Source organism: Methylobacterium terrae, assembly GCF_003173755.1.
Taxonomy (GTDB): domain Bacteria; phylum Pseudomonadota; class Alphaproteobacteria; order Rhizobiales; family Beijerinckiaceae; genus Methylobacterium; species Methylobacterium terrae.
In genome coordinates, this window is the sequence record NZ_CP029553.1 from 636103 (window position 1) to 649736 (window position 13634).

General features: G+C 70.8%; 13 protein-coding genes. 3 read left to right on the forward strand and 10 right to left on the reverse strand.

Annotated features, from left to right (window positions below):
• Window positions 1-9 precede the first annotated feature (9 nt).
• Both DK419_RS02815 and DK419_RS02820 read right to left on the reverse strand, forming a co-directional pair.
• Window positions 10-303 (reverse strand): hypothetical protein, encoded by a 294-nt coding sequence (locus tag DK419_RS02815; RefSeq protein WP_109957747.1) that lies wholly within the window; start codon window positions 301-303, stop codon window positions 10-12.
• A 4-nt stretch (window positions 304-307) separates the two neighbouring features.
• Window positions 308-667 (reverse strand): hypothetical protein, encoded by a 360-nt coding sequence (locus DK419_RS02820; RefSeq protein WP_109957748.1) that lies wholly within the window; start codon window positions 665-667, stop codon window positions 308-310.
• Between the two features lie 164 nt (window positions 668-831).
• Here DK419_RS02820 and DK419_RS02825 point away from each other — a divergent pair, with 164 nt between their 5' ends.
• The 3 genes from DK419_RS02825 (at window position 832) to DK419_RS29755 (ending at window position 4614) form a co-directional block, all read left to right on the forward strand.
• Window positions 832-1434, forward strand: coding sequence for a nitroreductase family protein (locus DK419_RS02825; protein ID WP_109957749.1), 603 nt, complete (start codon window positions 832-834; stop codon window positions 1432-1434).
• Window positions 1431-3044 carry an AMP-binding protein gene (locus DK419_RS02830; protein ID WP_109957750.1) on the forward strand — a complete coding sequence of 538 codons (1614 nt, stop codon included), beginning with the start codon at window positions 1431-1433 and terminating at the stop codon, window positions 3042-3044. Before DK419_RS02825 ends, DK419_RS02830 begins: the two co-directional genes overlap by 4 nt.
• 253 nt (window positions 3045-3297) lie before the next feature.
• Window positions 3298-4614, forward strand: a complete 1317-nt coding sequence (locus DK419_RS29755; RefSeq protein ID WP_109957751.1) for a sulfatase-like hydrolase/transferase — start codon at window positions 3298-3300, stop codon at window positions 4612-4614.
• Between the two features lie 73 nt (window positions 4615-4687).
• Here the strand turns inward: DK419_RS29755 and atpC are convergent, their stop codons facing one another.
• From atpC to DK419_RS02875, 8 genes are all read right to left on the reverse strand, one after another.
• Window positions 4688-5089: an ATP synthase F1 subunit epsilon gene (gene atpC / locus DK419_RS02840; RefSeq protein WP_109957752.1), complete on the reverse strand. Its 402-nt coding sequence runs from the start codon at window positions 5087-5089 to the stop codon at window positions 4688-4690.
• A gap of 79 nt (window positions 5090-5168) precedes the next feature.
• On the reverse strand, window positions 5169-6626 hold the full coding sequence (gene atpD / locus DK419_RS02845) for a F0F1 ATP synthase subunit beta (RefSeq protein WP_109957753.1): 1458 nt from the start codon (window positions 6624-6626) through the stop codon (window positions 5169-5171).
• Window positions 6627-6651: 25 nt separating this feature from the next.
• Complete coding sequence (locus DK419_RS02850) at window positions 6652-7539, reverse strand: F0F1 ATP synthase subunit gamma (protein ID WP_109957754.1); 888 nt, start codon at window positions 7537-7539, stop codon at window positions 6652-6654.
• Window positions 7540-7569: 30 nt separating this feature from the next.
• Entirely contained in the window at window positions 7570-9099 is a 1530-nt protein-coding gene (atpA, locus tag DK419_RS02855; protein WP_109957755.1) for a F0F1 ATP synthase subunit alpha, read from the reverse strand.
• A 62-nt stretch (window positions 9100-9161) separates the two neighbouring features.
• Window positions 9162-9734 (reverse strand): F0F1 ATP synthase subunit delta, encoded by a 573-nt coding sequence (locus DK419_RS02860; protein ID WP_109957756.1) that lies wholly within the window; start codon window positions 9732-9734, stop codon window positions 9162-9164.
• 372 nt (window positions 9735-10106) lie between these two features.
• Window positions 10107-10808, reverse strand: a complete 702-nt coding sequence (locus DK419_RS02865) for a DsbA family protein (protein ID WP_109957757.1) — start codon at window positions 10806-10808, stop codon at window positions 10107-10109.
• Window positions 10809-10881: 73 nt separating this feature from the next.
• Window positions 10882-11373 (reverse strand): glutathione peroxidase, encoded by a 492-nt coding sequence (locus tag DK419_RS02870; protein WP_109957758.1) that lies wholly within the window; start codon window positions 11371-11373, stop codon window positions 10882-10884.
• Between the two features lie 47 nt (window positions 11374-11420).
• Window positions 11421-13523, reverse strand: coding sequence for a TonB-dependent siderophore receptor (locus DK419_RS02875; RefSeq protein WP_245442979.1), 2103 nt, complete (start codon window positions 13521-13523; stop codon window positions 11421-11423).
• Between the last annotated feature and the right edge of the window lie 111 nt (window positions 13524-13634).

Sequence of the window (13634 nt, forward strand, 5' to 3'; positions counted from 1 at the left end):
GTGATCTCCTCACCAATCGACCTTGCCGCCGGTCTTCTCGGTCCGGTACTCGCCGTCCGCGACCTTCTTGCCCGCATCGGGCCCCTGGGCTGCGACCTGGTCGGAATGGCCGCCGGAGCTGCCGCCGACGGAGACCGGCGGCCGGCCGGGCGTCCCGGCCGAGGACCATTCGCGCTTCAGCTCGGCCTCGTCGCGGCCGCCGCCCTCCTGCCGGGTGATCGCCTCCTGCTCGGGCGTCTGGTGGCCGCCGCCGGCGGCCGGCCCGCCCCGGCTGCCCACCACGTCGTCGGGTTTGCGCGTCATCGCCTCACTCCCCCTCGTCCTTGCCGACCGCGGCGGTCGCCCGGTCGATCGCCTCCTTGGTGGCGGGGCTCTGGGTGGCCGGACCGCCGGTCGAAGGATCGCTGATCCGGCGAAGGTTCTCCGGCGGCGTCTCGTCCTCGGTGGCCTGGCTGCCGTCGGTGGCGCCGATCGAATCGAGCCGGTTGAAGTCCGAGGCGACGCGGGCGTCGCGGGCCTGGCCCATCGGGTCGTGGGCCATGTCGGCTTGCGTCCGCGGCGGCACGCCGACGTCGAGGGGCGAATCCTGGCCCATGTCCTGACCGTTGCGGTCGGTATAGGGGTCGAAGTCGCGCAGCGAGGGCCGCGCCTGATCCGTCTTCGCCATCGGGGTCTCTCCTGTCGCGGCCATTTCGCGCGTGCGGAGGACAACACCGGCGGCGGTATGAGGTTTCCGCGGGTCAGCTCCGCCCAAGGACCCGTATCCCCGCCCCGTGACAACCGCCGCGCTTGCTGGCAGGACGGCGCCAAATCCACGGAGATCGTTCACCCGTGACAACATCCGCCAATTCCCGCACCGCCGACCATCCGATCGACGCACTGTTCCTCGAGCGCTGGTCGCCCCGCGCCTTCACCGGCGAGGCGGTGCCGCTGCCCGCGCTGATGACGATGATCGAGGCGGCGCGCTGGGCGCCCTCGGGCTACAACTCGCAGCCCTGGCGCTTCCTCTACGCCCTTCGCGACACGCCGGCCTGGGAGACGCTGTTCGGGCTGCTCGTGCCGTTCAACCAGGGCTGGGTGAAGAGCGCCGGGGCGCTGGTGTTCATCGCCTCGAACGGGATGATGAACACCAAGGACGGCCTGAAACCCTCCTACAGCGCGTCCTTCGATGCCGGCACGGCCTCGGCCCTGTTCCAGCTCCAGGCGGTCAAGTCGGGCTGGCATGCCCACGGCATGACCGGCTTCGACCACGAGGGCGCGCCCGCCGCGCTGAACCTGCCGCCGCACCATCGGATCGAGGCCGCTTTCGCGGTCGGCCGCAAGGCGGATCCCGCGACCCTGCCGGAGGAGACCCGCGCCCGCGAGACCCCGAACGGCCGCCACCCCCTGCCCGATTTCACGTTCGAGGGCGGTTTCCCGCCGCGCGAGGCGTGATCCCGACCTCCTACGACGCTTGGCGCTCCGGATTCCAATGGCGGATCCCGGAGCGCTACAACATCGCGGTCGACGTCTGCGACCGCTGGGCCGCGGCCGACCCGGACCGCACCGCGATCCTCGACGTGAGCCCGGGCGGCCGGGTGGAGACCTGGAGCTTCGCCGCCTTGCGCGAGGCGTCGAACCGCTTTGCCAACGCCCTGCGGGCCCACGGTGTGCAGGCCGGCGACCGGGTGGCGGTGCTCCTGCCGCAATCCCCCGCCGTGGTGGTGGCCCACCTCGCGATCTACAAGCTCGGGGCCGTGGCGCTGCCGCTCGCGGTGGTGTTCGGGCCCGAGGGCCTGCTCCACCGCCTCTCCGATGCCGGCGCGAGGGCCGTCGTGACCCATGCCGGCGGCGTCGCCAAGCTCGCCCCCTTGCGCGACGCGCTGCCGGACCTCGCCCTCGTGGTCTCGACCGACGGGGCGGGCGACGGGGCGCTCGGCTACGCCGATCTCCTGGCCGCGGCCTCGCCCGACCTCGTCCCGGTCGACACGCGGGCCGACGACCCGGCCCTGATGATCTACACCTCCGGCACCACAGGCCCGCCGAAGGGGGCGCTGCACGGCCACCGGGTGCTGCTCGGCCACCTGCCGGGCTTTTCCATGATGCACGAGTTCATGCCGAAGGCCGGCGACCGGATGTGGACCCCGGCCGACTGGGCCTGGGCCGGCGGCCTCCTCAACGCGCTCCTGCCGAGCCTGCATCACGGCGTCGCCGTGGTGGCGCGCAAGGCGGAGAAATTCGAGCCCGAGGAGGCGTTCCGGCTGATGGCCGACCTCTCCGTCGCCAACGCCTTCGTGCCGCCGACCGCGCTCAGGATGCTGCGCACCGTCGAGGACCCGCGCCGGCGCTTCGACCTGCGGCGCTTGCGCACCCTGGCCTCGGCCGGGGAGATGCTGGGGCCGGAGACGTTCCACTGGGCGACGGGAGCGCTCGGGCTCACCATCAACGAGGCCTACGGCCAGACCGAGTGCAATCTGGTTCTGGCCTCCTGCGCTGCCTTGGGCGTGGCGCGGGCGGGGTCCACCGGCCGGCCGGTGCCCGGCCACCGGGTCGCGGTGATCCGCCCGGACGGCAGCCCGGCGGCCCCCGACGAGACCGGCCAGATCGCCGTCGCCCGGCCCGACCCGGTGATGTTCCTGCGCTACTGGAACGACCCCGAGGCGACGACGAGGAAGTTCCTCGGCGACTGGATGACCACCGGCGACCAGGGCCGGGTCGATGCCGACGGCTACGTCCACTTCGTCGGGCGCGACGACGACGTCATCACCTCCGCGGGTTACCGGATCGGCCCCGGCGAGATCGAGGATTGCCTCTTGCGCCATCCGGCGGTGGCCCTGGCCGCCGCGGTGGGCAAGCCCGATCCCGTCCGCACCGAGATCGTCAAGGCCTTCGTGGTCCTGCGCCCGGGGCACAGCCCCTCCGAGACCCTCGCCGCCGAGATCCAGGCCTTCGTGCGCACCCGCCTCTCGGCCCACGAATACCCACGCGAGATCGCGTTCCGGTCGAGCCTGCCGCTCACCACCACCGGCAAGATCATCCGCCGGGTTCTGCGCGACGAGGCGTGAGGATCGGGGCGGGATCCTCGCCGCGATCTCGAAATATCGTCGTGCACCACTCGTTTGATGGCGAGATAGTCGCAAGTCCGTGAGAATTCCGGACGGTTTCGCCCGGACAGGCCTCAGTTAGACCTGGGAGACGAGATTTTCCGCAGATATGCATTAAGGGAATGACGGCTAAGAAGCCGACATGCCCCTTGGTCATATCTTCGCTTGCACCGCCGCAGCACTGCGTCAAGTCCGGTCTCGCGCTTCGATAGCCGTGCCGGACCGGCCGAGCCTGCTCCTCCTCGTCGGCGGCCTCGTGCTGCCGAACGCCCTCGCGCTCGTCGCCGGCACCGTCGCGGGCGTGCCGGCGCGCACGAGCACCATCGCGCTCTACGCCGCGCTCGCGCTGCTCGCCGGGCGGCTGCCGGGCTGGGGCCTCGCCCTCCTCGGTCTAGTGGTGGTGGCGCTCGACCTCCTGCTCGTCGTGGGCCGCCTGTTCTTCCTCGATCTCGGCGCATTGCTGCGCCTGATCGACGTCGGCGTGCTGGTGCCGCTCCTGACGACGCCCGCCTACGCCGCCTGCGCCCTCGCGGTCGCCGCCGCCACGGTCGCCTACCTGGCCTTCCTGGTGCGCGCGGGCCCGGCGATGCGCCGGGGCAGCCGCCCGGTCTTCACGGCCGCCGCCGCCGCGCTGTTGGCCGGCGACCTCCTGGTCAACGGCTCCGCCGCCCACGATTTCGGCCTCCTGGCCAGTGCCGGCCAGGCGTTCGAGTCGGGCGGCACCGGATCGGGGTTCGAAGCCGTGCCGGGCCGGCGGCAGCCGCCTCCCCGCGCCCTCCTGGTGATGGTCGAGAGCCTGGGCGTCCTGCGCGATCCGGTCGAGCGCGCGGTCCTGACCGCGCCGTTCGACGATCCGGCCCTGCGCCGCCTCTACGCGGTCGCGACCGGCACGAGCCCCTTCTTCGGCAGCACCGCCGCCGGCGAGATGCGCGAATTGTGCGGCACCTACCGCCCGTACTGGCGCTTCTTCGCCGAGGAGGATCCGGTCTGCCTGCCCGACCGCTTCGCCGCCCGCGGCTACCGGACCGTCGCGGTGCACGGCTTCCACGCCGGCTTCTACGACCGCGACCAGTGGTACCCCCTGGCCGGCTTCCAGCGCAGCCTGTTCGGCGAGACCCTGGGGCCCCGGTTCGACCGCCGCTGCGACGGGCCGTTCCCGGGGCCCTGCGACACCGACCTGGCGCAGGTGGTCGAGGCCGAGATGGCGGCGGACGGGCCCTCGTTCGTCTACTGGCTCACCCTGAACTCGCACGTCCCGGTCGCGGCGGGCCGCGGGACGCCGCGGCAGGATTGCGGACGCCCGGGCAGTCGCTTCGCCGACCCGGAGGTCTGCGCCATGGTGGAGGTGTGGCAGGACGTGTTCGCGGCGGTCGCGCGAATCGCGCTGGCCCATCCGGGAACCGAGATCCTGCTCGTCGGCGACCACGCCCCGCCGCTGTGGCGCCGCGCGGCCCGCGACGCGTTCGAGCCGGGCCGGGTGCCGTGGATCCGGCTCTCGCCGCTCCCGGTCGCCGCCGCCGCCCTGCCGTGAACGCGAAGGGGGCGGCGGAGCCCTTCGGTCCCGCCGCCCCCTTCGAGAACGTTCGTCGCCGGGCGAACGGCGATCAGAAGCTCAGCGCCACCTTGGCCTCGCGCAGCTGCGCGATCTGGCCTTCGAGCTCGAGCTTGCGGTCGTAATCGTCGGTGGCGTCGTAGAGGAGTTCCGCCGCCGCGATGTCGGCGTCGATGATCGCCGGGGTCAGCTCCTCGAGCGGGGTCGCGCGCTCGGCGATCACGGTCAGCGAGGTGGCGTTGATCTCGGCGAAGCCGCCGCGCACCAGCACACGCTTGCCGTGCTGCGGGCTCTCGGTGATGACCAGCATGCCGGTCTTGAGGGTGGTGAGCACGGGCGCGTGCCCGGGCAGCACCGTCATCTCGCCCTCGGAGCCCGGAAGCTGCACGGCATCGACCGCGCCCGAATACAGGATCCGCTCGGGGCCGACGAGGTCGAACTGGAAGGTGGCCATGGGGTAGGATCGTTTCCGGTTTCGTCAGACGCGCGAAAAGGCCCGGCCTTGCGGCCGGGCCCGTTGTTGACGCTGCCGATCAGGCCGCGGCGGCGAGGCGCTGGGCCTTCTCCTTGGCCTCCTCGATCGAGCCGACCATGTAGAAGGCGGCCTCCGGGAGGTTGTCGTACTCGCCGTCCACCAGGCCCTTGAAGCCCTTGATGGTGTCCTCGAGCGCCACGAGCTTGCCCGGCGAGCCGGTGAAGATCTCGGCGACGTGGAACGGCTGGCTCAGGAAGCGCTCGATCTTGCGGGCGCGGGCCACCGACAGCTTGTCCTCCTCGGACAGCTCGTCCATGCCCAGGATCGCGATGATGTCCTGGAGCGCCTTGTAGCGCTGCAGCACCTGCTGGACGCGGCGGGCGACGTTGTAGTGCTCCTCGCCGAGGATCGCCGGCGACAGCATGCGCGAGGTCGAGTCGAGCGGGTCCACCGCCGGGTAGATGCCCTTCTCGGCGATCGAGCGCGACAGCACGGTCGTGGCGTCGAGGTGGGCGAACGAGGCGGCGGGCGCCGGGTCGGTCAGGTCGTCCGCCGGCACGTAGATCGCCTGCACCGAGGTGATCGAGCCCTTGGTGGTGGTGGTGATGCGCTCCTGCAGGGCGCCCATGTCGGTGGCGAGCGTCGGCTGATAGCCCACCGCCGAGGGGATGCGGCCGAGCAGCGCCGACACTTCCGAGCCGGCCTGCGTGAAGCGGAAGATGTTGTCGACGAAGAACAGCACGTCCTGGCCCTCGTCGCGGAAGTGCTCCGCCACGGTGAGGCCGGTGAGCGCGACGCGGGCGCGGGCGCCCGGGGGCTCGTTCATCTGGCCGTAGACCAGGGCGCACTTGGAGCCTTCCGCGGAGCCGTGCTCCTTGGGATCCATGTTCACCTTGGACTCGATCATCTCGTGGTAGAGATCGTTGCCCTCGCGGGTCCGCTCGCCGACGCCGGCGAACACCGAGTAGCCCGAGTGGGCCTTCGCGATGTTGTTGATGAGCTCCATGATCAGCACGGTCTTGCCGACGCCGGCGCCGCCGAACAGGCCGATCTTGCCGCCCTTGGCGTAGGGAGCGAGCAGGTCCACCACCTTGATGCCGGTGACGAGGATCTGCGCCTCGGTCGACTGCTCGGCGTAGGACGGGGCCGGCTGGTGGATGGCGCGGAGCGACTCGGACTTGATCTCGCCGGCTTCGTCGATCGGCTCGCCGATGACGTTCATGATGCGGCCGAGCGTGTTGGCGCCGACGGGCACGCGGATCGGCGAGCCGGTGTCGGTGACCTCCTGGCCGCGGACCAGGCCCTCCGAGGTGTCCATGGCGATGCAGCGCACGGTGTTCTCGCCGAGCTGCATGGCGACCTCGAGGACGAGGCGGTTGCCGTTGTTCTTGGTCTCGAGGGCGTTCAGGATCTCGGGCAGGTGGCCCTCGAACTGCACGTCGACGACCGCGCCGATGACCTGGGTGATGTGACCGGTCTTGTTCGAGCCGGCGACGGGGGTGGCAGTGTTCGCCATGATGCTAATCCCTGATTGCGTGCGGTCAGAGCGCCTCGGCGCCCGAGATGATCTCGATCAGCTCCTTGGTGATCATCGCCTGGCGCGTCCGGTTGTAGATCAAGGTCTGCTTCTTGATCATCTCGCCGGCGTTGCGCGTGGCGCTGTCCATGGCGCCCATGCGCGCGCCCTGCTCGGAGGCCGCGTTCTCCAGGAGCGCCCGGAGGATCTGAACGGTGAGGTTCTTCGGGAGAAGGGCGGCGAGGATCTCGCCCTCGCCCGGCTCGTACTCGTAGACCGCATCGGCCGAGGTGCCGGCGGCGGCGGTCTCGGACGGGGCGATCTCCGCCGGGATGATCTGCTGCGCCGTCGGGATCTGGGCGATCACCGAGCGGAAGCGCGAGTAGAACAGGGTCGCGACGTCGAACTCGCCCGCGTCGTAGCGGCCGAGCAGGTTGCGGGCGATCCCTTCCGCGTTCTCGAAGCCGAGCTGGCGCACGCCGCGCAGCTCGATCAACTCGACGATCTGGTCGCGGAACTCGCGACGCAGGACGTCGTAGCCCTTCTTGCCGACGCAGATGATCTTGACCGTCTTGCCCTGCGCCATGAGGCGCCGGGCATGATCACGGGCAAGCCGCGAGATCGAGGAGTTGAACGCGCCGCACAATCCCCGCTCCGCCGTGCAGACGAGGAGCAGGTGGGTGCGGTCCTGGCCGGTGCCGGAGAGCAGCCGGGGCGTCTCCGCCCCGGGGGTCAGGTTGGCGGCGAGGTTGCCGAGCACCTGCGCCATGCGCTCGGCGTAGGGCCGGGCGCTCTCCGCCGCCGTCTGCGCCCGGCGCAGCTTGGCGGCGGCGACCATCTGCATCGCCTTGGTGATCTTCTGGGTCGCCTTCACCGAGGTGATGCGATTGCGCAGGTCCTTCAGACTCGCCATCGGAGGGTCCTTTGGTGTCGAGCCGGGGGCTTACTGGAAGGACTTGGCGAAGGACTCGACCACGCCCTTCAGCTTGGCGCCGCTGTCGGCCGACAGCTCCTTCGAGGAGCGGATCGTGTCGAGCAGGTCGGCGTGGCGGGTGCGCAGGGTCGAGAGCAGGCCGTCCTCGAAGGCGCGGACCCGGTTGACCGGGATCGTGTCGAGGTAGCCGTTCACGCCGGCGTAGATCACCGCGACCTGCTCTTCCATCTTCAGCGGCGAGAATTGCGGCTGCTTCAGGAGCTCGGTCAGGCGGGCGCCGCGGTTGAGCAGCTTCTGGGTCGAGGCGTCGAGGTCGGAGCCGAACTGCGCGAAGGCCGCCATCTCGCGGTACTGCGCCAGCTCGCCCTTGATCTTGCCGGCGACCGACTTCATCGCCTTGGTCTGGGCGGCGGAGCCGACGCGCGACACCGAGAGGCCGACGTTCACCGCCGGGCGCACGCCCTGGTAGAACAGGTCGGTCTCGAGGAAGATCTGGCCGTCGGTGATCGAGATCACGTTGGTCGGGATGTAGGCCGAGACGTCGTTGGCCTGGGTCTCGATGACCGGGAGCGCGGTCAGCGAGCCGTTGCCGGCGGCGTCGCCCATCTTGGCGGCGCGCTCGAGCAGGCGGGAGTGCAGGTAGAACACGTCGCCCGGATAGGCCTCGCGGCCCGGCGGGCGGCGCAGCAGCAGCGACATCTGGCGGTAGGCCACGGCCTGCTTCGACAGGTCGTCGTACACGATCACGGCGTGCATGCCGTTGTCGCGGAAGTACTCGCCCATGGCGCAGCCGGCGAAGGGCGCCAGGAACTGCATCGGGGCGGCGTCCGAGGCGGTGGCGGCGATGACGATGGAGTATTCCATCGCGCCGTTATCCTCGAGCACCTTCACGAACTGGGCGACGGTGGAGCGCTTCTGGCCGACCGCGACGTAGACGCAGTACAGCTTGGCCTTCTCGTCGGTGCCGGCATGGGCCGGCTTCTGGTTCAGGATGGTGTCGAGCGCGACGGCGGTCTTGCCGGTCTGGCGGTCGCCGATGATCAGCTCGCGCTGGCCGCGGCCGATCGGGATCAGGGCGTCGATCGCCTTGAGGCCGGTCGCCATCGGCTCGTGCACCGACTTGCGCGGGATGATGCCCGGGGCCTTCACGTCGACCCGGCGGCGCTCGTCGGACACGATCGGGCCCTTGCCGTCGATCGGGTTGCCGAGCGCGTCGACGACGCGGCCGAGCAGGCCCTTGCCGACCGGCACGTCCACGATGGCGCCGGTGCGCTTGACGGTCTGGCCTTCCTTGATCTCGCGGTCGGAGCCGAAGATCACGACGCCGACGTTGTCCTGCTCGAGGTTCAGGGCCATGCCGCGCACGCCCGACTCGAACTCGACCATCTCGCCGGCCTGGACGTTGTCGAGGCCGTAGACGCGGGCGATGCCGTCGCCGACCGACAGCACCTGACCGACCTCGGTGACCTCGGCCTCCTGGCCGAAGTTCTTGATCTGCTCCTTGAGGATGGCGGAGATCTCGGCGGCACGGATGTCCATCTGGACCTTCCCTCGTTCGTTCTGTCGGGCGTTGTTCTGGGTCGGCGGGTGCGTCGGGGCCCTTAGCGGGCGCCCTGCATCGCCAGGCGGATGCTGTTGAGCTTGGTGCGCAAGGAGGCGTCGACCATGCGCGAGCCGAGCTTGACGACGATGCCGCCGATCAGGCTCGGGTCGATGCGCAGGTCGAGGTCGACCTCCGCCTTCGCGACGTCCTTCAGGGACGCCTTGATGTCCTGGAGCACCGCGTCGGAGGGCTTCTCGGCGAGCCGCACCTCGGCGCGCACGATGCCCTTCGATTCGCGCACCAGCTCGCGGTAGGCGCGGATCATGTCCGGCAGGGCGAAGAGGCGGCGGTTGGCGGCCGACAGCCGGATGAAGTTGGCGGCGAGCCCCCCGATGCCGGACTTGGCGAGCACCGCCTCGATCGCCTTGACCTGGTCCTCGGCCGAGAAGGCCGGGCTGCGCACGAGGCGCCGCAGGTCGGCGCTCTCGGTCAGCAGGGCGTCGAACCGGTCGAGCCCCTCGGCCACCGCGTCGACGGCCCGCTCGTCGCGGGCGAGCTCGAACAACGCCGAGGCGTACCGCCCGGCGACGCCCGCCAGGGGAGAACCCGATTCCGATGCGTTCTGAGCCACCAGCGCTCTCTCTTCATGTCCTGGCCCGACGGGTCCGGCCGATCGCGCCGGTCTGGAGTTGAGCGGCGGTGGCGCGCGGCCCGTCGATGATGGGAAAGGCTCCGGCGCGAGAAGACAGCCCCCTCCCCCGGCGCGGCGCCGGCCTAGCATGGGTTTTTAAGGGGCGCAAGGCGAGCGCGGGCGCGCCAATCGCGAGGCGGGCCCTGAGTTTAATCCGTTCGGGCGGCGTCCGGCGCCACCCCTTCGACGATGGTCGGATCGCGCCGGATGCGGCCCCCGCCCCCGGCTTCGGGCCGGGCGCGACGAAAGCGCGAAAATTTCGCCGCGGTTTCCGGACGATGTCCGGGCGGTGACGGCAGGGGTGACTTCCCGTCAGCTGGCGCAGGCGATCTCGTCGCACTCGGCGACGCTGGAGAGCACCCGGGCGAGGCTCTTGGGCCCCGGATAGCCCAGCAGCGCCGAGGTGCCGACGACGTAGGAGGGCGTGGCGTGCAGGCCGAGATTGGCGGCGAGCCGCATCTGCGCCGTCAGGGCCTCGCGCACCTCGTCGGAATCCGCCGCCTGCTCGATCCCCGCCCGGTCGTGGCCGAGCCGCGCCGCGGCCTCCAGCGCCCGGGGCCCGTCGATCCGCCCCGACGTGCCGGGTCCGAGAAGCGCGGCGTAGAACCTGGCGGTCGCCGCCGAGCCGCCGGCGCGCTGCACGGCGAGCGCCACCTTGGCGGCCTGGGCCGATTGCACCGACAGGATCGGGTTGTTGACGAGGCCGATGCGCAGGTCCGGATTGGCCTTGACCAGGTCGTCGAGGTCGCGCGCCGCCGCCCGGCACCACGGGCAATTGTAGTCGAAGAATTCGTAGAGCGTGACCGAGGCCTCCCGCGGCCCGAGCCAGGTCACGCCGCGCAGGCGCCCGATCTCGGAGGCGAGCTCGCCCGGCAGGCGGGTGTTGGGGATCGGCTGGCCGTTGTCGCCGGTCACCGCGCGCCACTGGCCGTCCGCTTGCGCCTGGGCCGCGCTGGCGAGGGCGGGGAGTGCCGCCAGGGAGGCGGCGAGAAGGGTGCGGCGGGAGAGCGACATCGGCGGACTTCCAGGGCGACGGGACCTCGTCGTCGCTCAGGTCTAGCTCGGCCATTTTGGCCGGATGATGGCCTCACGCCGTCTCCGTCAGCGCCGTCACCACCGCTTTCTCCAGCCCCTCCGGCGTCACTCGCGGCGCGAAGCGCGCGATCACCCGGCCGTCGCGGCCGACCAGGAACTTGGTGAAGTTCCACTTGATCGCCCGGGTGCCGAGCAGTCCCGGCTTTTCCTGCTTCAGATGGGAGAACAGCGGCTCGGCCTTGGCTCCGTTCACCTCGACCTTGGCCAGCAGCGGGAAGGTGACGTCGTATTTCAGCGTGCAGAACCGGGCGATCTCGGCGGCGTCGCCGGGCTCCTGGGCGCCGAACTGGTTGCAGGGGAATCCCAGCACCACGAGGCCGGCGTCGCGGTGACGGCGCCACAGCGCCTCAAGCCCGGCATAGTGCGGGGTGAAGCCGCAGGCCGAGGCGGTGTTGACGACGAGCAGCACTTTTCCGCGATACTGCGCCAGCGGGTGGGGCGCGCCGTCCGGCGCGGCGGGGACGAAATCGTGGACCGTGCTCATGGCCGCCTTATGCCCGAGCCGGTCCCGCGCGTCTCCTGCCGGGCGCCTCAGAACCGGGCCGCGACCCCGCCCATGATCGTGCGCGGCTGGCCCGGCGTCGCGTAGCGGTTCTGGAACGAGCGGTCGAAGTAGCGCTCGTCGAACAGGTTGTCGACGTTCAGGTACACCCGCACGTCGGGCGTGATCCGGTAGTACGAGATCAGGTTGGCGAGCGTGTAGGCCGGCATCGTGAAGGTCGAGAGGGCCGTCCCGGCGACGCGGGAACCGACGTAGGTCACGCCGCCGCCGAGGCCGAGGCCGCGCAGGGGCCCGCCCTGGAACTCGTAGACGCTCTGGAGCGCGACGCTGTTCTGCGGGATGTTGGCGAGACGGGTCCCAATCGGGAGCGTGGTATCCCGCGTGATCGCCGCATCGACGAAGGCGTAGGTGCCGATCACCCGCCAGCCCGGAGCCAGGACGCCCGCCACCGTGAGGTCGAAGCCGCGGCTGCGCGCCACGCCGGTCGCGACCTGGAAGTTCTGGTCGACCGGATCGGTGGCGAGCTGGTTGGTGCGCCGGATGTCGAAGAAGGCGGCGGTGGCGTCGAGCCGTCCGTCGAGCAGGCTGAGCTTGACGCCGGTCTCGACGCTCTCGGCCTGCTGGAACGGGAAGGCCCGGCCGGAGCGGTCGGCGCCGATGTTCGGCCGGAACGATTGGGCGTAGCTGCCGTAGATCGAGGCGATCTCGGTCACGTCGTAGACCAGGCCGAAGCGCGGCGTCGCCGCCGTGCCCTGCGGCTTCGTGGTCACGCCGTTGATGTAGGAAATCGAATCGACGGCGATGTCCTCGACGCGCACGCCCAGGAGGGCGTGGAGCTTCGGCGTGATGTCGATCTGATCCTGGACGTAGCCGGCATGGCTCGTCGTATGCTGCAAGAGGTTGCTGCTCGGCACCGTGAGGGCGGGGAGCGGCTGGCCGTAGCGCGGCGCGAACAGGTCGAGGACGAAGGGATTGGTGTTGAAGTTCGAGCGGGTGATGTCCTCGCGGTAGCGCAGGCGGTCGTATTCGAGGCCGAGGAGGAGGGTGTGGCGGAATGCACCGGTCTCGAACTTGCCCGCGAGGTTGATCTGCAGGTCGAGGTCGGACCAGGTCAGCTCGCGCCGGTCGAGGGTGCGCCGCAGCAGGCGGCCGTCGCCGAGGGTGCCGACGGTCTGGACCGCCTCGCCGGCGATGGTGCCGGCGAGCCCCTGCACGCCCGCATTCAGCACCCAGTCCGCGTCGAACCGGTGCTCGACGCGCAATTGGCCGAGCGCGTTGTCGTTGCGGAACGGGGGAAGCCCCGGCTCGCCGATGTAGCGGCTGCGCGGCACCGCCCGCAGGTCGCCGCGGAACGGCACGATGCCGCGATCGAAGACCTGGCCGGCGCTGATGAACTCGCCCTCCAGGGTCACCGTGGTGTCGGCGTTCGGCTTCCAGGCGACGACGGGCGCGAGGTAGTAGCGGTCGCCGTGCACGAAATCGCGAAAGCTGCCGTTGTCCTCGACCGCGCCGGTGAGGCGGGCGAGCACCGTGCCGCCCTCGTCGAGGGCGCCGGTTGCGTCGAAGGTGCTGCGCTTGGTGTTGTAGCTGCCGATCTGCGTCCCGACCGCGAGGGAGCGCTCGGGCGTCGGCTGCTTCGTCACGATGTTGAAGGTGCCGCCCGGGTCGCCGCGCCCGTACAGGAAGGCCGAGGGGCCCTTCAGCACCTCGATCCGCTCGATCGACACGATGTCGGGCGAGTTCGGATAGCCGCGGTTGATCGGGAAGCCGTTGCGGTAATACTCGCCGGTGGCGAAGCCCCGGATGGTGAACTCGGTGAGGCCGAGGCCCGCGAAGTTGTTCGAGCGACCCACGCCCGCGAGGTCGAGGGCGGTGTCGATCCGCGTCGCCGCCGCGTCGTCGAGGACCTGCCGCGGCACCGGCACGATCGCCTGCGGCACCTCGCGCAGGGGCGTGTCGGTGCGGGTCGCGCTCACGGTGTTGCGGGCGAGATAGCCCTCCGTCTTCGGCGGGTTGCCGCCATTCCCGGCGACCGAGATCTCGTCGAGCTGGATCTCCGGGGAGACGTCGGCGGCGGCTTGCGCCGATGCGACCTGCGGCTTCAGGCCGACGCCCGGAAGCGCACAAGTCATCGACAGGGCGGTCGCAACGGCGGCGGCGCCCCGAAAGGTTTTCACGGTCACGATCGAGGATCTACACTAACGGCTACGCTTGGCCTCGCCCTACGGCAACGGACACCGAGC